The organism is Macrococcus equi (assembly GCF_047426745.1).
In the GTDB taxonomy this organism is placed as follows: Bacteria; Bacillota; Bacilli; order Staphylococcales; family Staphylococcaceae; genus Macrococcoides; species Macrococcoides equi.
The window spans coordinates 837,971-857,003 of the sequence record NZ_CP179732.1 but is presented as its reverse complement, the minus strand read 5'-3'; the positions used below and the strand labels follow the sequence as shown (position 1 = coordinate 857,003).

At 32.2% G+C, this 19,033-nt stretch carries 21 protein-coding genes and 2 tRNA genes; 19 read left to right on the top strand and 4 right to left on the bottom strand.

Features of this window, described 5'->3' with window-relative positions:
- Positions 1 to 4 precede the first annotated feature (4 nt).
- Positions 5 to 1,402: a replicative DNA helicase gene (gene dnaB, locus ACMGE6_RS04560; protein ID WP_414045370.1), complete on the top strand. Its 1,398-nt coding sequence runs from the start codon at positions 5 to 7 to the stop codon at positions 1,400 to 1,402.
- Positions 1,403 to 1,712: 310 nt separating this feature from the next.
- Positions 1,713 to 3,008 (top strand): adenylosuccinate synthase, encoded by a 1,296-nt coding sequence (locus ACMGE6_RS04555; protein WP_414054616.1) that lies wholly within the window; start codon positions 1,713 to 1,715, stop codon positions 3,006 to 3,008.
- Between the two features lie 61 nt (positions 3,009 to 3,069).
- On the opposite strand, the gene ACMGE6_RS04550 is transcribed toward ACMGE6_RS04555, so the two are convergent.
- Positions 3,070 to 3,957, bottom strand: coding sequence for a YitT family protein (locus ACMGE6_RS04550; RefSeq protein ID WP_414054615.1), 888 nt, complete (start codon positions 3,955 to 3,957; stop codon positions 3,070 to 3,072).
- A gap of 133 nt (positions 3,958 to 4,090) precedes the next feature.
- On the opposite strand from ACMGE6_RS04550, the gene ACMGE6_RS04545 reads away from it, so the two are divergent.
- The 8 genes from ACMGE6_RS04545 to rlmH all read left to right on the top strand — a co-directional run bounded on the left by ACMGE6_RS04545 (position 4,091) and on the right by rlmH (position 10,618).
- Positions 4,091 to 4,165 (top strand) — tRNA-Glu (locus ACMGE6_RS04545).
- 13 nt (positions 4,166 to 4,178) lie between these two features.
- Positions 4,179 to 4,251: transfer RNA gene (locus ACMGE6_RS04540), tRNA-Asp, on the top strand.
- Between the two features lie 168 nt (positions 4,252 to 4,419).
- Positions 4,420 to 5,121 (top strand): response regulator YycF, encoded by a 702-nt coding sequence (yycF, locus tag ACMGE6_RS04535; RefSeq protein WP_414045367.1) that lies wholly within the window; start codon positions 4,420 to 4,422, stop codon positions 5,119 to 5,121.
- A gap of 6 nt (positions 5,122 to 5,127) precedes the next feature.
- Positions 5,128 to 6,966, top strand: a complete 1,839-nt coding sequence (walK, locus tag ACMGE6_RS04530; protein WP_414045366.1) for a cell wall metabolism sensor histidine kinase WalK — start codon at positions 5,128 to 5,130, stop codon at positions 6,964 to 6,966.
- Positions 6,959 to 8,272: a YycH family regulatory protein gene (locus ACMGE6_RS04525; RefSeq protein ID WP_414054614.1), complete on the top strand. Its 1,314-nt coding sequence runs from the start codon at positions 6,959 to 6,961 to the stop codon at positions 8,270 to 8,272. The genes walK and ACMGE6_RS04525 overlap by 8 nt, the downstream gene beginning before the upstream one ends.
- Positions 8,272 to 9,063, top strand: coding sequence for a two-component system regulatory protein YycI (locus tag ACMGE6_RS04520; protein WP_414045364.1), 792 nt, complete (start codon positions 8,272 to 8,274; stop codon positions 9,061 to 9,063). The genes ACMGE6_RS04525 and ACMGE6_RS04520 overlap by 1 nt, the downstream gene beginning before the upstream one ends.
- Positions 9,064 to 9,079: 16 nt before the next feature.
- Entirely contained in the window at positions 9,080 to 9,871 is a 792-nt protein-coding gene (locus ACMGE6_RS04515) for an MBL fold metallo-hydrolase (protein ID WP_414045363.1), read from the top strand.
- 267 nt (positions 9,872 to 10,138) lie between these two features.
- Positions 10,139 to 10,618: a 23S rRNA (pseudouridine(1915)-N(3))-methyltransferase RlmH gene (gene rlmH, locus ACMGE6_RS04510; RefSeq protein WP_414054613.1), complete on the top strand. Its 480-nt coding sequence runs from the start codon at positions 10,139 to 10,141 to the stop codon at positions 10,616 to 10,618.
- 121 nt (positions 10,619 to 10,739) lie between these two features.
- Here rlmH and ACMGE6_RS04505 read toward each other — a convergent pair whose 3' ends face one another.
- On the bottom strand, positions 10,740 to 11,570 hold the full coding sequence (locus tag ACMGE6_RS04505) for a GIY-YIG nuclease family protein (RefSeq protein WP_414054612.1): 831 nt from the start codon (positions 11,568 to 11,570) through the stop codon (positions 10,740 to 10,742).
- A gap of 126 nt (positions 11,571 to 11,696) precedes the next feature.
- Between ACMGE6_RS04505 and ACMGE6_RS04500 the strand changes: the two genes are divergently transcribed.
- Positions 11,697 to 12,620 carry an SEFIR domain-containing protein gene (locus ACMGE6_RS04500; protein ID WP_414054611.1) on the top strand — a complete coding sequence of 308 codons (924 nt, stop codon included), beginning with the start codon at positions 11,697 to 11,699 and terminating at the stop codon, positions 12,618 to 12,620.
- 279 nt (positions 12,621 to 12,899) lie between these two features.
- Positions 12,900 to 13,409, top strand: coding sequence for a phosphoribosylanthranilate isomerase (locus ACMGE6_RS04495; RefSeq protein ID WP_414054610.1), 510 nt, complete (start codon positions 12,900 to 12,902; stop codon positions 13,407 to 13,409).
- Positions 13,410 to 13,735: 326 nt separating this feature from the next.
- On the opposite strand, the gene ACMGE6_RS04490 is transcribed toward ACMGE6_RS04495, so the two are convergent.
- Positions 13,736 to 14,338 carry a phospholipase A2 family protein gene (locus tag ACMGE6_RS04490; RefSeq protein WP_414054609.1) on the bottom strand — a complete coding sequence of 201 codons (603 nt, stop codon included), beginning with the start codon at positions 14,336 to 14,338 and terminating at the stop codon, positions 13,736 to 13,738.
- An 844-nt stretch (positions 14,339 to 15,182) separates the two neighbouring features.
- On the opposite strand from ACMGE6_RS04490, the gene ACMGE6_RS04485 reads away from it, so the two are divergent.
- Together ACMGE6_RS04485 and ACMGE6_RS04480 are read left to right on the top strand one after the other, a co-directional pair.
- Positions 15,183 to 15,722, top strand: a complete 540-nt coding sequence (locus tag ACMGE6_RS04485; RefSeq protein WP_414054608.1) for a GNAT family N-acetyltransferase — start codon at positions 15,183 to 15,185, stop codon at positions 15,720 to 15,722.
- An 82-nt stretch (positions 15,723 to 15,804) separates the two neighbouring features.
- A complete protein-coding gene (locus ACMGE6_RS04480) occupies positions 15,805 to 15,960 on the top strand; it encodes a hypothetical protein (protein ID WP_414054607.1) in 156 nt (51 codons plus the stop codon).
- 28 nt (positions 15,961 to 15,988) lie between these two features.
- On the opposite strand, the gene fosB is transcribed toward ACMGE6_RS04480, so the two are convergent.
- A complete protein-coding gene (gene fosB / locus ACMGE6_RS04475) occupies positions 15,989 to 16,408 on the bottom strand; it encodes a FosB/FosD family fosfomycin resistance bacillithiol transferase (RefSeq protein WP_414054606.1) in 420 nt (139 codons plus the stop codon).
- A gap of 311 nt (positions 16,409 to 16,719) precedes the next feature.
- Here fosB and ACMGE6_RS04470 point away from each other — a divergent pair, with 311 nt between their 5' ends.
- The 5 genes from ACMGE6_RS04470 (at position 16,720) to ACMGE6_RS04450 (ending at position 19,033) form a co-directional block, all read left to right on the top strand.
- A complete protein-coding gene (locus tag ACMGE6_RS04470) occupies positions 16,720 to 16,917 on the top strand; it encodes a helix-turn-helix transcriptional regulator (protein WP_414054605.1) in 198 nt (65 codons plus the stop codon).
- Positions 16,918 to 17,367, top strand: coding sequence for a hypothetical protein (locus ACMGE6_RS04465; protein ID WP_414054604.1), 450 nt, complete (start codon positions 16,918 to 16,920; stop codon positions 17,365 to 17,367).
- On the top strand, positions 17,357 to 17,794 hold the full coding sequence (locus tag ACMGE6_RS04460; RefSeq protein ID WP_414054603.1) for a hypothetical protein: 438 nt from the start codon (positions 17,357 to 17,359) through the stop codon (positions 17,792 to 17,794). The genes ACMGE6_RS04465 and ACMGE6_RS04460 overlap by 11 nt, the downstream gene beginning before the upstream one ends.
- A gap of 368 nt (positions 17,795 to 18,162) precedes the next feature.
- Positions 18,163 to 18,480, top strand: a complete 318-nt coding sequence (locus tag ACMGE6_RS04455; RefSeq protein WP_414054602.1) for a DUF2992 family protein — start codon at positions 18,163 to 18,165, stop codon at positions 18,478 to 18,480.
- A 334-nt stretch (positions 18,481 to 18,814) separates the two neighbouring features.
- A complete protein-coding gene (locus ACMGE6_RS04450; protein ID WP_414054601.1) occupies positions 18,815 to 19,033 on the top strand; it encodes a hypothetical protein in 219 nt (72 codons plus the stop codon).

Here is a 19,033-nt window from a genome sequence, read left to right as displayed (position 1 = left end):
TAATATGTCAGATTATCTTGAAGGTAAGAAACTACCTTTTAATTTAACAGCGGAGCAATCTGTCTTAGGTGCTATCTTTATTGATAATGAAGTATTATCTTCTGTGCTTGAAACATTGTTACCGTTGCACTTTTACCGAAAAAGTCATCAAAATATTTTTCAGGCGATGCTAACGCTTTCTGAACGCAATGATGTTGTTGATATTATCACCGTCATGAATCAGATGACAAAAGACGGAACACTTGAAGCAAGTGGCGGTGAAATGTATTTAATTGAACTATCAGAAAAAGTGCCGACAGCAAGAAATGTTGATTTTTATGTTGATATCGTTTACCGTGATGCGGTAAAACGTCGTTTAATACATGTTGCTGACAGTATTATGGCAGATGGCTACGATGAATCTCTTGATTTGGAAACGTTACTTTCTGATGCGGAAAAACGTATCATGGAAGTCTCAACTAATCGTGGGGCAGATGGCTTTAAAGATATTAAAGATGTATTAACGCAAGTCTTTAATAATGCTGAAGAACTGGATAACAATAAAGGTCAGACTCCAGGTATTCCTACAGGTTACAGAGATCTTGATCAAATGACAGCAGGCTTCAACCGTAATGATTTAATTATTATCGCTGCCAGACCATCTGTAGGTAAAACGGCATTTGCTTTAAATATTGCCACACAAGTTGCGACAAATGATACGCCTTATACTGTAGCTATTTTTAGTCTGGAGATGGGTGCAGATCAATTAGCCACGCGTATGATTTGTAGTACTGGTAATGTAGATTCAAATAGATTAAGAACAGGACAAATGGATAGTGAAGACTGGAATCGTTTTACGGTTGCAGTCGGTAAATTATCTCGCACAAATATTTATATTGATGATACTCCGGGAATACGTATTACGGATATTCGTTCTAAATGTAGAAGATTGCATCAGGAACATGGCCTAGATATGATACTGATTGATTACCTTCAACTTATTCAAGGTTCTGGTGGACGCTCAAGTGAGAACCGCCAGCAAGAAGTATCAGAAATTTCACGAATGCTCAAAGCGTTAGCACGTGAACTAGAATGTCCAGTTATTGCTTTATCACAGTTATCACGTGGTGTGGAACAACGACAAGACAAACGTCCGATGATGAGTGATATTCGTGAATCAGGATCGATTGAGCAGGATGCAGATATTGTAGCCTTTCTTTACCGAGATGATTACTATAATCGAGGACAGGGTGAAGAGGGTGAAGAGGCTGAGATTGATGCAGGTGCTCAAGATGAGAACGGTGAAATTGAAATCATCATCGCTAAGCAACGTAACGGTCCAACGGGTACAGTGAAGTTGCACTTCCTAAAACAATATAATAAGTTTACGGATATCGACTATGCACATGCAGATATGATGTAATAAAACACGTACTTTATTTTTTAAAATATAAATAAAGTACGTGTTTTGGTGTGTTGTGAATGAATAGATTTTTAGAATGTATGTGATATTATTTTGAAAAATGCTTTTCATTTAATATTATAAGGATGAATAATTCAATTATTAGGTATCAAAATAAAATTTTTTATACATTTATACATCAATATAGCTTAAATTCACTATTAATCTACTGATTTACTGTATATTTATTAATGTTCGGATTTTGGTTGATTTTTTATTTATATATTGATAGAATGGCTAAGGTTAGTTAAGAAAATTTGGAGGTGCACTCATGTCATCAATCGTAGTTGTTGGGACGCAGTGGGGAGACGAAGGTAAAGGTAAAATCACAGACTTTTTAGCAGAACAGGCAAACGTGATTGCTCGTTTTTCAGGTGGAAATAATGCAGGTCATACTATAAAATTCGGTGGAGAAACATATAAATTACACTTAGTACCATCAGGAATTTTCTATTCAGATAAATTATCAGTAATCGGAAATGGTGTTGTAGTGGATCCGGTTGCGTTATTAAAAGAATTAGATGGATTAAATGAAAGAGGGATTTCAACCGATAACTTACGCATCTCAAACCGTGCTCAAGTGATCTTACCTTATCACTTAAAACAAGATGAGCTGGAAGAAGAAAAGCGTGGCGATAATAAAATTGGTACGACGAAAAAAGGTATCGGACCAGCTTACGTAGATAAAGTACAACGTATCGGTATACGTATGGCAGATTTATTAGACGAAGAGACGTTTAGAGCGAAATTAGAAGAAAACTTAAAAGCAAAAAATGAATTGTTCGAAAAAATGTTTAATGCAGAAGGATTCACTTTTGATGAAATTTTTGAACCTTATTTCGCAGCAGGTCAACGTTTAAAACAATACACAGTCGATACTGCTAAAGTGTTAGATGATGCATTCATCGCAGAAGAAAAAGTATTATTTGAAGGTGCTCAAGGTGTAATGCTTGATATCGATCACGGTACATATCCTTTCGTTACTTCAAGTAACCCAATCGCAGGTAATGTAACTGTTGGTACAGGTGTTGGACCAACTTTCGTTGATAAAGTAGTTGGTGTTTGTAAAGCTTACACTTCTCGTGTAGGTGATGGACCATTCCCTACAGAATTATTTGATGAAGATGGACATCATATCCGCGAAGTAGGTCGTGAATATGGTACAACAACTGGACGTCCACGTCGTGTCGGTTGGTTTGACTCTGTGGTGTTACGTCATTCACGCCGTGCAAGTGGTATTACAGATTTATCAATCAACTCGATTGATGTGTTAACAGGTTTAGAAACGGTTAAAATCTGTACTGCATATGAGTTAGATGGTGAAGTGATTACTGAATATCCAGCGAATTTAAATGCTTTAAATCGTTGTAAGCCAGTCTTTGAAGAATTACCAGGATGGACAGAAGATGTTACAGGTGTTAAAACGATGGAAGAACTTCCTGAGAACGCACGTCGTTATTTAGAGCGTATTTCTGAATTATGTGGTGTTAAGATTTCTATCTTCTCAGTAGGACCAGATAGAACACAAACGAATCTTTTAGAAGATTTATGGGATACAAGTAAATAATAAATTAAAAAACAGTAATAAAGGAATCTATTTTAATAGACAACTTTATTACTGTTTTTTATTAATGAATATCGCGTTTCTTAAATCTACCGCCTTTAACTTCTGACACATTGCCAATTGCAACAAACGCTTTTTCATCATAATGGTTAACGATATCTTTTAATTTAAATTCTTCTAGACGTGTAATGACACAAAAGATGACTTTCTTATCGTCCCCGGTATAAGCGCCCTCACCTGTTAAATACGTGACACCTCGGCCTAGGCGTGCATTAATAGCGTCACCTATTTCTTCATGTTGCTCACTAATAATCCATACCGATTTCGACTCATCCAGACCTTGCTGTACGATGTCTATCGTTTTAAAGGCTATAAAATAAGCAATGACTGAATACATCGCTGATTCCCATGTAAAGACAAATCCTGCTGCAATGTAGATAAAGAAGTTGATGACCATCACAATCTCTCCAACTGAAAATGGAGATTTATTACTGATCAATATCGCTAAGATTTCAGAACCATCAAGCGATCCCCCGTAACGAATCACCAGACCAACACCTAATCCGAGTATCACACCGCCAAAAATTGTGACAAGAAATTTTTCATTTACGAATGGAGGTACAGGATGTAATAGTAATGTACCGATTGATAATAGTGTAATAGCATAAAGAGTTGAGAAAGCGAAAGTTTTCCCTATTTGTTTATAGCCAAGATAGAAGAAGGGGATGTTTAAAATAAATATGAATAAGCCAAGTGGTAATTTGAGTAGATGAGCAGTCATAATAGAAATACCGACGATACCGCCATCCAGTAATTTGTTAGGTACTAAAAAAAGTTCCAGGGCGATAGCCATTAGGATTGCACCGATTGTAATAAAAGAGAACCGTTTAACTTTTTCTTTAAATGGTAGTTTTTTATGCTGTTTCGTCGCTTTTTTAAAGGTTTCTGACATAACATGGCTCCTTATAGATAAAATTTTTGAGTGTATATAATTATTATACTAAATTTTTTCAACTTTTTTTAAAAATAATGCTTGATAAAATTATTTTTTCCGTGCTATAATCAATCTTGTGCTATTAATAAATGGCCCCTTGGTCAAGCGGTTAAGACACCGCCCTTTCACGGCGGTAACACGGGTTCGAATCCCGTAGGGGTCACCATTTATATCATAAAGGTCCCGTGGTGTAGCGGTTAACATGCCTGCCTGTCACGCAGGAGATCGCGGGTTCGATTCCCGTCGGGACCGCTAGATAATACCGGATGAGTCGTCCGAGTAAACTTTTTAGAAGTTAGACAATTGTCTAACTTCTTTTTTGTTGTCTGATTAAAAAACGACGTTATAGAAAAATGTGTGAAACAGTGGTAAATTATAGAGTAGGATACTATTGAATTTTACGAGAGATGAGGGATTGCGATGTCTAGAAAAATCGTTGTTGTAGATGATGAAAAACCGATTGCTGATATATTAGAATTTAATCTTAAAAAAGAAGGTTACGAAGTTCATGTCGCTTATGATGGAGACGATGCAGTCGAACTAATTTATAATGTTCAGCCGGATATTGTATTACTGGATATCATGTTACCAGGTCGCGATGGCATGGAAGTATGTCGTGAAGTTCGTAAGAAGTACGATATGCCAATCATAATGCTTACCGCAAAGGATTCTGAAATCGATAAAGTGCTAGGTTTAGAACTGGGAGCAGATGATTATGTGACGAAACCATTTTCTACGCGTGAATTAATTGCACGTGTTAAAGCAAATTTACGTCGCCATTATACGCAGGCGCAAACAGAAGAAAAAGAAGAGTCAACGGATATTGTCATTAAAGATATCATTGTTTATCCGGAAGCATACTCAATTAAAAAACGCGGTGTAGATATTGAACTGACGCATCGTGAGTTTGAACTGTTCCATTATTTAGCGAAACATATTGGTCAGGTGATGACGCGTGAACATTTACTTCAAACGGTATGGGGCTATGACTATTTTGGTGATGTGCGTACCGTTGACGTTACAATTCGCCGTTTACGTGAAAAGATTGAAGATGATGCAAGTCATCCGGAATATATTGTGACGCGTCGTGGTGTAGGATACTTCTTACAGACACAGGAGTAATGTGTAATGAAGATGTTATATAAAAAACTACAATCATTACATATTAAGCTGGTTGTAATATATGTATTACTCATTATTATCGGCATGCAGATTATCGGGTTATATTTTACAAATAATCTGGAAAAAGAATTAACTAAAAACTTTGAGACAAATATTAATCAGCAAATCAAATCGATTAATTATGACATAAGAAATATTTATAAAGATAACAAAAAAACGTCTAACAAAGTTCAACGAGAAATTCAGAAAACAGTAGATGAATATGCATTACGTACTGAAATCGATACGATACGTTATGTTGATGACAATGAAGTGATTCTAGCGACAAGTAATGACTCTAACCGTGACAGTATAAATCAAAAGATTAATGATAGCCAGATTAAATCTTCTTTGTCCTTAGGCAAAACAAATGACAGAGTAAAGCTAAGAGATGATCCGGGTGGCAAGGTTCGTGTATGGATTAAAAACTTCCCAATCAAAGATGATAATAAAATATTAGGGGTCATTCATGTAGAAGAATCGATTGAGCCTGTGTATGCACAACTAATGAAAATTAATAGTATTTTCATCATTGGGACAGGTTTATCTCTATTAATCACGATTATTTTAGGATTCTTTATTGCGCGTACAATTACGAAGCCCATCTCAGACATGCGTAACCAAGCGCTGGAGATGTCAAAAGGGAATTATACAAACCGTGTAAAAGTTTATGGTAACGATGAAATTGGAGAACTTGCTTTAACATTCAATAACTTATCAAAGCGCGTGCAGGAAGCTCAGGCGAATACAGAGAGTGAGAAACGTCGTCTTGATTCAGTTATCACCCACATGTCTGACGGGGTTATTGCAACCGACAGAAGAGGTCGCGTGCGTATTGTTAACGAGATGGCGTTAAAGATGCTTGATATGAATAAAGATGAAGTTGAAGGACGTCACGTTCTGGATATTTTAAATATTGAGGAGCATTATTCCTTAGACGAATTGCAGGATATTGCCGGAGGAATTGTCATTGATCTGAATGAAAAAGAACAATTGATTGTGCGTGCCTCTTTCTCTACAATTATCCAGGATACAGGCTTTATTACGGGTTATATTGCTGTTTTACATGATGTTACTGAACAACATCATGTTGAGAATGAGCGTCGTGAATTCGTTGCGAACGTATCGCATGAATTACGTACACCGCTGACTTCAATGCGTAGTTATATTGAAGCGCTTGAAGAAGGTGCATGGCAGGATACTTCACTCGCACCCCAATTTTTAAATGTTACGCGTGAAGAAACGGACCGTATGATACGTCTCGTGAATGATTTATTACAATTATCAAAAATGGATAATACGGATGATCACTTGAATAAAGAATTGATCGACTTTAATATGTTTATCCATAAAATTATAAACCGTTTTGAGATGTCCGAAGGTAAAAATGCTACATTTATCCGTGACATACCTAAAACAGGAATCTTTGTAGAAATTGATCCTGATAAAATGACGCAAGTATTTGATAACGTTATTACGAATGCTTTGAAATATTCTAAGGGTAAGAAAAAAGTGGAATTCCACGTGAAACAAAATACATTGTTTAACAGAATGACAATTCAAATTAAGGATAATGGGATTGGGATTCCTTTAAACAAAGTAGATAAAATATTTGATCGATTCTTCCGTGTTGATAAAGCGAGAACACGTAAAATGGGTGGTACAGGTTTAGGTCTTGCAATCAGTAAAGAGATTATTGAAGCACATAACGGACGCATATGGGCGAATAGTAAAGAAGGATTTGGTACCTCAGTTTATATCACGCTTCCTTGTGAAGTTTTAGATGATGGTGATTGGGATGTTTAAAAGTATTTTAAAGGGAATCATTCTATTTATGTTGGTAATGTCGAGTATCGTACTGACCTATAAAATATGGAATTTTAGACCGAACCTTGCGAACATCGAAACATCGATAACTAAAAATAACACAGCACTTAGTCCAAAAAATTTAGATAATATCAACAGCGTATTTCTACCTTATCAGGTTATCTCATATTCAGATAACCACATATATGGTACTGCCGACAAAGAAACGATTCTTAATTTTATCAACCGTATATCCGGTTTGAAAGTAACGGAAATAACAAATAATCATCAAGGACTCTCGTTTACTTCTAAGTTATTGCATGATAAGTTTATTATGCTTGATTATGCGGGTGATATACCGGTCATGATGTATCAATCGGATATATTAAATAATGTTGTTAAAGGTGATTCGAACAGTAATTTCAATCGCATTATTATCGATAGCCATTCTCATGCAAAGATTGTCATGTACATGCTAACAACCAATAACAAAATGATAGAAATAGAGACAAATGGATCAAGTAAAGCATTTAATGATTTAGTTAAAGATTCGCGTAAAAATATGGAGGAGTATACAGGTATTATTACCAATGAGAAGACAACAGATGAATTAACCAGCATATATGTACCTGAAAAACCTACACATACGCAAGCATATAGTTACTTAGCAGATAATATCAATGTTGATGATATCAACAAAGTGGTTCTTGGAGATAAGAATAGCATCATTGAACGCTCAGACAATAATCAATCTAAGACATATAACTCAAATACAGGCATAGTTAAGACAAGTAATAATGAATTGTATAAATTTAATAACTTATCAGAAGTGGATCACGGGAAGCCAAATCCGATGAATAACTTAATTAACTCATTTAATTTCATTAGTGAACATCGTGGATTTACAGATGATTATCGTTATTTTGGTATTAATCAGCCGGACAGTGCGATTAGCTATCAAATGTTCTTTAAAGGCTACCCAGTATTCAATGAACGTAAATTATCTGAGATATATATCATCTGGGGAGATAAAGATGTCTATGAATATAAGCGAGGACTTTATACAACAAGTGTAGCAGTCCCAACGAAACAAAAGGTGAGAAATTTACCGACAGCTGAGGAAGTACGTTTTTCTTTAGCATCAAGTAAACAATATCAATTTGAACGTGTATCGAATATGATGATAGGCTACAGAATGGAACGTTCAGATGAGGAAACCATCCAGTCAACATTATCATTTAAACCAGCATGGTTTATCAAATACAATGATGAGTGGAAAGAATATGATAATGGGAGGCTGAAATAATGGATTGGAAACATGCCACATCGTTATTTATATTTGTCTTCCTGATTATTAATATTGCTTTAGGTTTCATTTATCATGAGAAAGTACAACGTGCGAACATTGTAGAAGATACTAAATCAGAACGCATTGATTTTGAGCGTGAAGGCATTAAATTACCTGATTTACCGTCAGCGAAAAATGTCTATATGAACATTATGTCAGCGAAAAGTGCGGGATTTACTGAGAGTGTGTCGGACTTTGGTAAGAAGAGCGAAGCATTAAAAACAGTGACAACAGTTGAAGTTAAACCAAAGATTAAACTTAAAAGTATTGATGAAACAAGTATCGTCAATGCTCTGAAAAAATATATCTTAACGCAAGTAGATAAAGGAAAAGAATACACCTTAAGCGGGATTGATCGCAAAGAACATATTCTTTACTTTGATCAGGTTTACGGAGAATATCCGATACTTAATAATGATAAAGCACAACTCGCATTTAGTTATAATACAAATAATGAAGTCACAATGTATAAACAAACTTATCTGAAAGATATTCAGGAAGGTTTGGGTAAGAATAATGAAAAGAAAAAAGTGATTCCGGCAAAAGAAGCGATAGAAGTATTATACTATCAAACAGCCTTAGAACGAGGCGATACAGTCACAAGCGTCAGACTAGGATATTACTCAATCGTACGCGAAGTACGCGGGCAAGTATTGAAACCAACATGGCAAGTTGCTGTCATTAAAGCAGACGGAACATCGACTACGTATTATGTAGACGCCGTGAATCCAGAGCAACCAATTTTGTAATGAGTGAGTGATTGAAATGATAAATATGTCAGTATTAGCAAGCGGGAGTACTGGAAATGCAGTCTATGTAGAAAGCGAGAAAGGCTCGCTTCTAGTAGATGCAGGACTTACCGGAAAGAAAATGGAAGGTTTGTTCGAACAAATTGACCGAAAAATCGAAGACTTAAACGGTATACTCGTGACACATGAACACATCGATCATATTAAAGGATTAGGTGTACTTGCCAGAAAATATAAACTGCCAATCTATGCGAACGAGAAAACATGGGAACGCATTAACCGAGCGGATAGTAAGATACCTGATGAACAAAAGTTTATCTTTAATCCGTACGAAATGAAGACACTCGCAGGAATGGATGTCGAGTCATTTAACGTGTCACATGATGCAGTAGATCCGCAATTTTATATCTTTAATAACAACTATAAGAAGCTTACAGTGATTACTGATACAGGATATGTATCAGACCGTATGAAAGGCATGATACACGGCTCTGACTGTTTTGTCTTTGAAAGTAATCATGATGTGGATATGCTCCGAATGGGACGCTATCCTTGGAGTACGAAACAACGTATCTTAAGTGATATGGGACACGTATCAAATGAAGATGCAGCCTATGCAATGCGAGACGTGATTACAGGAAGTACGAAACGCATCTATCTGTCACACTTATCGCAGGATAATAATATGAAAGACTTGGCAAGGATGAGTGTAGAGCAAATCTTAAATAAACATGATATTGATACTGTGAATGAAGTGCAGATACATGATACAGATAAAGCAGTAGCGACAAAAATTTATGAAATTTAAGTAAAATTATTTTATCAACAGTGGATAAGTCGAGTTATTCACGAAAAAATGTGTATAACTAGGGATAACTTTGTGGATAACCACCGATTTATGCACAATGTATAAAGATGTCCGGTATAACGGGCATCTTTTTTATTTTTATACAGAGTAAAAAGTAACATTAACTATGCTGAGACCTTAAAATATGATTATAATAGGGTTGTGAAATGTGCATATGTGAGTAACTTGTGGATAACTAGGATAACTTTATAAAAGGAATGAATAAAAATGAAAATAACAATTATAACTGTGGGTAAATTGAAAGAAAAATACTGGAAAATGGCAGTAGATGAATATGTGAAAAGATTAGGTGCCTATACAAAAATGGAACTGATAGAAGTCGCAGATGAAAAAGACTTTGATAACATGAGTGAAAAAGATATTGAAATTGCGAAGGAAAAAGAAGCACAGCGTATACTATCAAAAATAAAAGACGATAGTTTCGTGTATACACTTGAGATATTAGGAAAGCAACTAGACTCAGTGCAACTATCTAAAGACATCGAACAAAAAATGAATACCGGAAAAAGCCATCTGACATTCATCATTGGAGGATCAAACGGACTACACCAAAGCGTGCTGGACAAATCAAACTACGCCCTATCATTCAGCAAGATGACCTTCCCACACCAAATGATGAAAGTCATTCTACTTGAGCAAGTGTATAGAGCGTTTAGGATTATTAGGGGGGAAAGTTATCACAAATGATGAGGTTTTTAAGAAACATAATAAGGAATAAATGTATCTTTATCTTGCTATTTTGAACCACAATGATTAATCGAAAGACATGTCAGTTTTGACGTGTCTTTCTTAATCTTGTAGAAAAAATTTAATTAGAATTATAACCAAACTGCCTACTTTGCAATGCTTCCTTCCAGTATGACTCTCTCTGAAGTACTAATTTATCGTCTACTTTCCCGTTGTAATTCTCAAGTATCGTATACTGAAAATTTTCTTTTACATAATCAAAGCCTTTTTCTTCAACCAATGCTACAAGCTCTTTATTACCACCATGGCCATTAGCTACATAGTTAGACCATCTTGTAAGCAACATCTTACTCATACTCGTTGCTGATCCCACATATAACCTACCATTACTTTTATCAGTGATGAGATAAACTGCTTTTTGATTTTCAAGGGCGGCAATCCAGTCACGTTTGCCACGATGAATAATCGTTGCGAGTTGCTGATATGATAGTTTGACCTTATCATAACCTGGGAAATCATCGCCATCATAGATTGTAGGTAATATCTGTTGAACGATTAACTCTTGATGTAAATCTTTATAAAATCGTCCCTGTGCCATGAAAGATTTTTTGAACTTGATGATCACTCGACCATAATATTGTTCGTATTGTGGCAGTTCAACACCTTCATAATTTATGCCTTCTAATACATCTAGTTCTTTAGTCACTTTCTTAATAGTCGTAAGTAACCACGTATCGTATGAAAGTTTGAGTAAACATACTGCAGTCTGACTTACATTAAAGTACCTCGATTTGTTCCTCCAAAATAGCCATTGTGTATTCACTTCTTCAGGGTTTTGCTTAAATACTTCCATAGGATCAACAAAGCCATTTGATTGGTTGAACTTGATTTTTACATGATTCATTTCTTCTTCTGTAAAGCCAAGTAAATCATTGAGTTTTATTTGTGACATAATCACTGCTCCTCTTCTAGTTAAGTATTATAATCATATCAAATAAGCGTAATTGTGCGATAATAGAATTGAAAATAATCATTACAAATATTAACTTATTGAATTAATAACAAGAGAGGGAAAAAGATGAAGAAAAAGATTTTTATTTCATATGCATGGGACGAAAATGAGGATAAAAAAGTAGTTGATTTAGCTGAAATGTTGGAAGAATATAAAGAGCTCGAGGTAGTATTTGATAAATGGGATGTAAATAAAGGTGAAGAATTACCATATTTTATGGAGCAGGGCATTCAGCAATCAGACTTTGTACTTGTAATTTGTAGCAAACGTTATAAAGAGAACACAGATAAAAGAATTGGTGGCAGCGGTTACGAAGCAAGATTAATGTCAGATGAAATCTTAAGAAATGTAGGGGAAGATAGATTTTTACCTATATTATTGAATGAAACTGACAAAGATTCTATACCTAACTTCTTAAAAGGTAGACTTTGGACTGCATTATACTATGACAAAGAATCTAAGCAATTTAATAATGAGATGAACGACTTATTGGCAACAATAGTAGGACATAAAAAGAAACCAAAAGAGAAAACTAAGAGTGTTTTTGATCGTTTAGCAGAAACTAAACCTGTTATCAATAACTATGATGAAATCAAGATTTTAGGAATAAAACAAGAGGAAGTAACTGTTCCTAAAATGGATGGTACGAGAGGTTCAGCTCTATATAGCATCCCCTTTTTATTAAATCGAACTCCTAGTCGTGAGTGGAGTGAAATTTTTGTTTATAAATGGGATAATCCAAGAGTTTGGTCGACAATGCATAGGTTTGGAAAGGCACGTGTTGTTGGTGATAAAATTATTTTAGATGGAACAACAATTGAAGAGGTAAAAAATTATCATCGAGATACTCTTATTATGTGTGTGGAAGATGCCAATGCTGATTATAAGAAAATGATAGAGAAAGAATTAAAAGAACAAAAGAAGGAAAGAACTAGAATTAATGAGTTTGAAGAAGCGCTTAAAAGAAATATAGATGATATTAAATTTTAGAAACCGAAAAAGGTTGTTAATTACTATGATCGGAATTTTTTAATTTATATAGATATAGTTATTTGTCGAACTGCATTTAGTTGCAGTTCGACTTTTTATATACTTACATGCTACATTAATTGTAATACTACTCCATATTAGGATTAGGAAATATGGAAATGAAACGCTTTGATATTCTTAAACAGCTATGGACAAAATCGTGTACTGCATTGCTGCTAAACTTAAAATAGAATTTAGTTATTTTAAAAAAGTTTTTAAATATAAAATGAGGTGAAAGATATGAATCAACAATTTTTTGATGAATTTATAGACATTACTCGTGCGCTAAATAGGTATGAAAAGAAACCATTGCTGATAGGTTCATTAGGTCTAGAATTTGTTACAAAAAAAGATTGGAATCCTTCAGATATAGATATACATCTACCAGGAGATCCAAGAGGGTGGGAAGCCCATGATGAAGATAGAATATATGATTTTGATATAATTCAATCGGCCATGGAGAATCTGGGGTATGAACTTGTTGATTTACATGAACATGAATTCAAAAAAGAAGATAAGTCGGTAGAAATTGGTTCGATGGACAGTACAGGTGAATTTGCGGGTATAGATCTTAATGAACTAATTGAGGTTCAATATGATGGGGCAATATTTCTAGTACCTACACTTGAACAATTCTTAAAGATATATGAAGCATCGTCTAAGGATAGTTATCGTAATGATAATAATAATAACAAGGATTTTGGTAAGATTAAATATTTGAAGTCTCTGGGATATTGGGGAAAAGAATAAACTTTGAATTCATTTTCATACAAAAAAATGTTATATTTAGATAATAAAGAGTGACTAAATTTGATTTTAATATTATTTTGAAACTCCTCCTGTTACCTTTAATCAAAATCTACGTAAAATATAATACCCTAAAGATACATTAAAAACAAAAAATTAACCAACATCAATTGTTCCTTTTATGTTTACCATTAGTGATAAATGAAATATTCTCCTAATTAATATTGCAGAAATATAAAGAATAAAAATAGATATCACTTGCACACAGACCAATAGAGAAAACTGTAAAATTAGACAAAATAAAAAGCTAATCACAATGGATTAGCTTTTTATTTTTTACATTGTGAAAGCAACCTTGTTGTAAAAAATGACATGAACACCTTAGCTCTAGTTCTTTTCACTATAGAATACTTTTTATTTTTAGAATAAAGTACTAGTTCCCCAACGATTAAAGCATCACAACTACAGTTCCACATTCCCTTTTTTTCATAACATTGATCGTGACGCTTACAAATTGCATCTAAATCATCAATTGGTTTTCCACCTTTATTACCTTTCCCACAATAATTACCGTATATTGGTATATTAACACTTCTCGTAACTATTTGATTTGAAGTATTACTAAAGTTGAATTTCTTCTTCTCATTTATATATTCTTTAAGAAAAAGTATATCTTGCTCATGAAGTCTATCTTCCTTTACTTTATTTATATCAATTATATTATTTTCATTAATATATTTATCAGCAAAATTATTTAATTTTTTCCCACCATCAATTATTGAGTCTACATCATTACCGTTGATTGATTGAATGATTGCTTCAGTAACAGGAATTTTGTTAACTTCTGCTTGAACATAATTATAACTAAACACAGATAATAAAAATAATATTGAAGTTAATAAAGTTAATTTTGAAATAATCTCGTTTTTCATTTTTTTCTCCATTCTTTAAGGTGTGAGTAAAGCATAGCCAAAAAATATAGGAACTAAAATAATAATATTAAAAAAATTAATTGCTAAAGAAATATACAAACACTTTTTGTATTCAGGATGTTTTTTAATCCAATAAAACATAAGAAAGATAATTAGCAATGATGTAAAAGCAATTGAACTTATTACAAGAGTTCCATCTAATCTAAATATTTTATCTCCATAAATATGAAATAGGACAAGTAAAATGTAAAATAAGTAGTTTAAGATATTGATACTAAATATTTTAAGTTTCATAGTGATTCACCTCTTATATCAAATGTAAGTACTTACATTTAAATAGTAACATAAAAAAATTTACAAAAATAGTAATTTATATAAAATTACGACATATCGCAATAATTTAGAAATTATGTTCTTAGCATCTATGCACATTTGCAAAAAATCCAGTTACTACAATTTGACTAATCGACTTTTAGATTATCTGCTTTATTTCCATCTTTATAAACAAATATGTCTGTTACATTTGTGCGTGTTTTTTCAATTCCTTATCTGACTACTTTATTTTATCCTTGCTTTATAATAATAGTGACTGTTGGTGGAACCTTATGTTTAATCGAAAATTTATCAATAATAGAGGATTTATTTTTTGTTTATATTAATCTTCATGACTCCTTATTATTAGAAACAGTTATTTGAAATAAAATGAATTTGTTTCAATTTAGTGTTATACTTTTTTGAAATATAAATTAGGAGTGAGATTTATAGATTACCATTCAAACTGTACATATAATTAAAAATAACTGGGACTGTTCTCAATGTACTTTCCCTACAAGGGAGAATTAGAATGGATATTAATGGGTTTTTGCTTGGTGAAAAGATTAAGTTAGATAGTATAAAAAAATATGATCTAGAAAGGTTTTTTGAACTGCAGGGTCAGCAAATTAATAGGCTTTATGCAAATGAAGAAATTCCATTTCCGCTAACTGAAAAAGATCATATTGATTTTTATGAATCAATATCAGGGAATAAAGATTCATTTATATTTGGGATTTTCACCGAGGATAAGATATTAATTGGTACTTGCGGCATTTATAAAATCGATTGGCAAAATGGTTTTGGATTTGTAGGTATTGCTATTGATGAAAATTATCATAATCAGGGATATGGAACTGATGCAATGAAAACTTTGTTGACTTTTGTTTTTGAATTTATTAGTATCAATAAAATTAAGCTTCAAGTTTTTGAATTTAATAAGAGTGCAATAGCTTCATACGAAAAATTGGGTTTTATAAAAGAAGGAACTATGAGGCAGGAAATCTTTAGGTTTGGACAATATTTTGATGTAATACAATATGGTATTTTAAGAGAAGAATATAATAGATAAACATATTAGAGCTTATCGTTTGATAAGCTCTTTCTTAGAAATATTAAATTTTATTTATAATTAACTGTACGAGGAGAAATTTATGAATATATACATACTACAACACGTACCTTTTGAGAATCCAGGTATTCTCGAAGCATTGAATGCAAAAGTTATTAACTTATATGAAAACAATCATATTTTACCTGGTGAAAAGGATATCGACATGCTTATTGTGTTGGGCTACTTATCGTTATAATGTTTGAATGATGTATATTTAGTTCTTATTAATCGTAAAATTCCATGTGTGTTTTTGTTTCTTTATAATAATTTAATCTATCTTCAAGTGTTCCAGTATGTAATTCTAATTTATGTCCATCAGGATCAGTAAAGTAAATAGACATTTTATCTCTTTTATCTCTATTACGTCCCTCTAAAATATTTACGTTATTTTCTTTTAATCTTTGGTACCATTCACAAAATTCATCCTCTTCAATACTAAATGCTATATGTGTATATGAAAATTGAATTTCATTTCTAGGTATTTCTTTTTCCTCATTTAAAGCTATCCACAAACCTCCGATACGTAAATAAGCAGTTGTTTTTCCGCTTACCAATAATTCTCCACGCAGTATATTCCTATAAAAATGAATTGATTTATTTAAATTACTTACAGAAAAACAAATATGATTAATTGATTTTAACATAATGTATGAACTCCTCCTTTTATCGTTAATCAAAATTTACATTAACTTAAATGTGATATTCTTTTGGCAAAGGTGTGTAATTATGTTTGTATTTCTCATAAAGTTGTTTATTATATATCATAATTTTCTCCACTTACACAATCTTTTTTAAAATTGATTTTATGGTAATGATATTACAGACATTGTACTTTAACTTCCACGAATATATTAATAAATAAAATTTTTCCAACCATTTTGCAATATATATATTGCAAAATGGTTTTTTATAATTTATACTAACTTACGTAAAAGGAAATGAATGGATGTGCTCTATGAATAACAATGTAAAAAAAATTAGGAAAGAGAGAAAAATATCGCAAGACGAATTAGCAAAAAGTATTAATGTAACACGTCAGACGATTTCATTAATTGAAGTTGGGAAATATAATCCCACATTGAAATTGTGTATAGCAATTGCAGAAGTATTAGATACAGATTTAAATACATTATTTTGGAAAGTAGGAGATTAGATGTTTGAAGATGAAAGAATAAAATACAAAGATGGAATGACGTTCACTCGAGCATTTGGTATATTGATGCTTTTATTAATTGGATTGGTTGTATCTTCATATTTTTTTAACTTCACTTATGATCAAATTAGAAATGCCTTAATTGTGTTTATATTATTAATGACGTTTTATGTTTTAATCGACTCATTTTTTAGTAAAACACTTTATACCGATGTAGAGAAAAAAAGTGATATTAAACAAAAAGTATTTAAAAGTTTTTTACCTTGGCTAGTTGGATTTAATTTGTTATTAGTAATTCTTTCTTATACGCACAGGATTGAACCTGAATTAGGATTTAGATTTCTTATAATCATTGTTTTTATGAATTTGTTTCTATTTGGAGGATACATGTTAGTAATGAGTTTGTGGTTGAAATGGTATAACAGAGGAGTGGAATATGATGAAGAATAATGTGAATCAGAAAAATATATTGATTAGTAAAGAGAATACTTCAGATAGAACTTTAATATTTAGTTTTTTAATAATAGCAAGCTATTTAATCATGAACCAAATAATCACAATACCAACAGAGTATTTTTCTGTGATGATGTTTAGTATTATTATTTTCTCAACTTTTTATTATTTAATTGATGTGTTTTTATGTGGAACTTTATACGATGATGTGAAAAATAATAATCATATTAAAAATAAAATTATTAAGGAACTGGTTCCAAGTTTGCTTGGATTTAATACTTTTATTATTTTATTAAGTGTATTAGGTAAAGTGGAAATACCGATAAATATAAAATCTTTTATTATTTTGATAAGTATGGATATTCTAATTGTATTAATCTATCTCTTAATGTTGAAAGTATGGGTGAGAAGACTTGAAAGATAAGAAAAAAGAGAATCTAGAATGGTTGTCATTATTTAGCATCTTAATCTTTTATATTTTTTATAATTGGCTGCCCCAGCCTTTAGGTAGTTATTTACAAATATTGCTTGTCGGCATTATACCCCTAGTGATTATTATTAGATTTGCTGATGAGAATGTCGATAAAGATTTAACGAATTAAAACGTATGAGTAACGAATAGAATAATCTAAATCAAAGTTTTTTTGAAACAAAAGTAAAATAATGATAGATTAATAGTGAATGTAAAAACACAATATTGGTTGGTAGTCCAGTAGCACTTATTAAAGTGTAAGTAACCTTCCCTCCTCGGGTCGTCCCTCATTCGTAATAAATTTAGAGGAGGTGCCATTTATGGAAATGAACATTTTTCATAATGGTCAATTTTATATTGGTGTTATTAAGTTTGAGAAAGATGGGAAGATTTGTTATGTAGAGCGTGTATTTGGAATGGATCCTGATAAAGAGACATTAGATCAATTTATTCATCAGGAATTGCTATATTTAATTGATAATGTGAAAACAGAAGGATACAAAGACAAGAGACCTTCAACTCGAATAAATCCTAAAAGATTGCAAAGAAAAGTATCAAAAGAAAGAAAAGAAGCTTTGAAAGAGCGTAAAAGAATGTTGAAAAAAGAGAAGGCAAAACACAAACACAAAGGTAAATAATTAATAACTTTCATTCTAAAGTAGTCTTGAAACTAAGTTTAAAGGCTACTTTATTTATTGAGTTGTCAATGATAGATTAAATGAGAAAAATTATTAGTATACACTAGAAAAATACAACAATACGCGGCCATGTTTGCTATGATATCGTGTGATTATATATAGAAGTCATATTTATAAAAAATTAATTAATCAAATATAGTTTTTAAAAAATTATTACCTTTATTCATAACAAATTAAGATTTGTCTAGTATATTTACAGCATAAGAGGTTATACAAGATAGGTTTGATTTATATTTGAGCTAAAATTTTATATAAAATGAGGGGAGTATATCGTATGTTAGACAATTTTGGTCCAATTTTTATGGTATTGGCAATGGCTTTATTAGCACTAGCAGTACTTTTAGCAATCAGCTATGTATTTATGCATATTCTTAATAGAGAGGCGTATATCTCTAATAGAAAGATATTTACTAAAAAAAGAAGTTTGTTACTGCTATTCTTAATGATAGGTTATATTATATTTTATGCATTAGGTATGTATCTAGTTAATTAA

Coding starts and splice junctions, on each gene's coding strand:
- dnaB (WP_414045370.1), top strand. CDS start 5: ATGTCAGATTATCTTGAAGGTAAGAAACTACCTTTTAATTTAACAGCG.
- ACMGE6_RS04555 (WP_414054616.1), top strand. CDS start 1,713: ATGTCATCAATCGTAGTTGTTGGGACGCAGTGGGGAGACGAAGGTAAA.
- ACMGE6_RS04550 (WP_414054615.1), bottom strand. CDS start 3,957: ATGTCAGAAACCTTTAAAAAAGCGACGAAACAGCATAAAAAACTACCA.
- yycF (WP_414045367.1), top strand. CDS start 4,420: ATGTCTAGAAAAATCGTTGTTGTAGATGATGAAAAACCGATTGCTGAT.
- walK (WP_414045366.1), top strand. CDS start 5,128: ATGAAGATGTTATATAAAAAACTACAATCATTACATATTAAGCTGGTT.
- ACMGE6_RS04525 (WP_414054614.1), top strand. CDS start 6,959: ATGTTTAAAAGTATTTTAAAGGGAATCATTCTATTTATGTTGGTAATG.
- ACMGE6_RS04520 (WP_414045364.1), top strand. CDS start 8,272: ATGGATTGGAAACATGCCACATCGTTATTTATATTTGTCTTCCTGATT.
- ACMGE6_RS04515 (WP_414045363.1), top strand. CDS start 9,080: ATGATAAATATGTCAGTATTAGCAAGCGGGAGTACTGGAAATGCAGTC.
- rlmH (WP_414054613.1), top strand. CDS start 10,139: ATGAAAATAACAATTATAACTGTGGGTAAATTGAAAGAAAAATACTGG.
- ACMGE6_RS04505 (WP_414054612.1), bottom strand. CDS start 11,570: ATGTCACAAATAAAACTCAATGATTTACTTGGCTTTACAGAAGAAGAA.
- ACMGE6_RS04500 (WP_414054611.1), top strand. CDS start 11,697: ATGAAGAAAAAGATTTTTATTTCATATGCATGGGACGAAAATGAGGAT.
- ACMGE6_RS04495 (WP_414054610.1), top strand. CDS start 12,900: ATGAATCAACAATTTTTTGATGAATTTATAGACATTACTCGTGCGCTA.
- ACMGE6_RS04490 (WP_414054609.1), bottom strand. CDS start 14,338: ATGAAAAACGAGATTATTTCAAAATTAACTTTATTAACTTCAATATTA.
- ACMGE6_RS04485 (WP_414054608.1), top strand. CDS start 15,183: ATGGATATTAATGGGTTTTTGCTTGGTGAAAAGATTAAGTTAGATAGT.
- ACMGE6_RS04480 (WP_414054607.1), top strand. CDS start 15,805: ATGAATATATACATACTACAACACGTACCTTTTGAGAATCCAGGTATT.
- fosB (WP_414054606.1), bottom strand. CDS start 16,408: ATGTTAAAATCAATTAATCATATTTGTTTTTCTGTAAGTAATTTAAAT.
- ACMGE6_RS04470 (WP_414054605.1), top strand. CDS start 16,720: ATGAATAACAATGTAAAAAAAATTAGGAAAGAGAGAAAAATATCGCAA.
- ACMGE6_RS04465 (WP_414054604.1), top strand. CDS start 16,918: ATGTTTGAAGATGAAAGAATAAAATACAAAGATGGAATGACGTTCACT.
- ACMGE6_RS04460 (WP_414054603.1), top strand. CDS start 17,357: ATGAAGAATAATGTGAATCAGAAAAATATATTGATTAGTAAAGAGAAT.
- ACMGE6_RS04455 (WP_414054602.1), top strand. CDS start 18,163: ATGGAAATGAACATTTTTCATAATGGTCAATTTTATATTGGTGTTATT.
- ACMGE6_RS04450 (WP_414054601.1), top strand. CDS start 18,815: ATGTTAGACAATTTTGGTCCAATTTTTATGGTATTGGCAATGGCTTTA.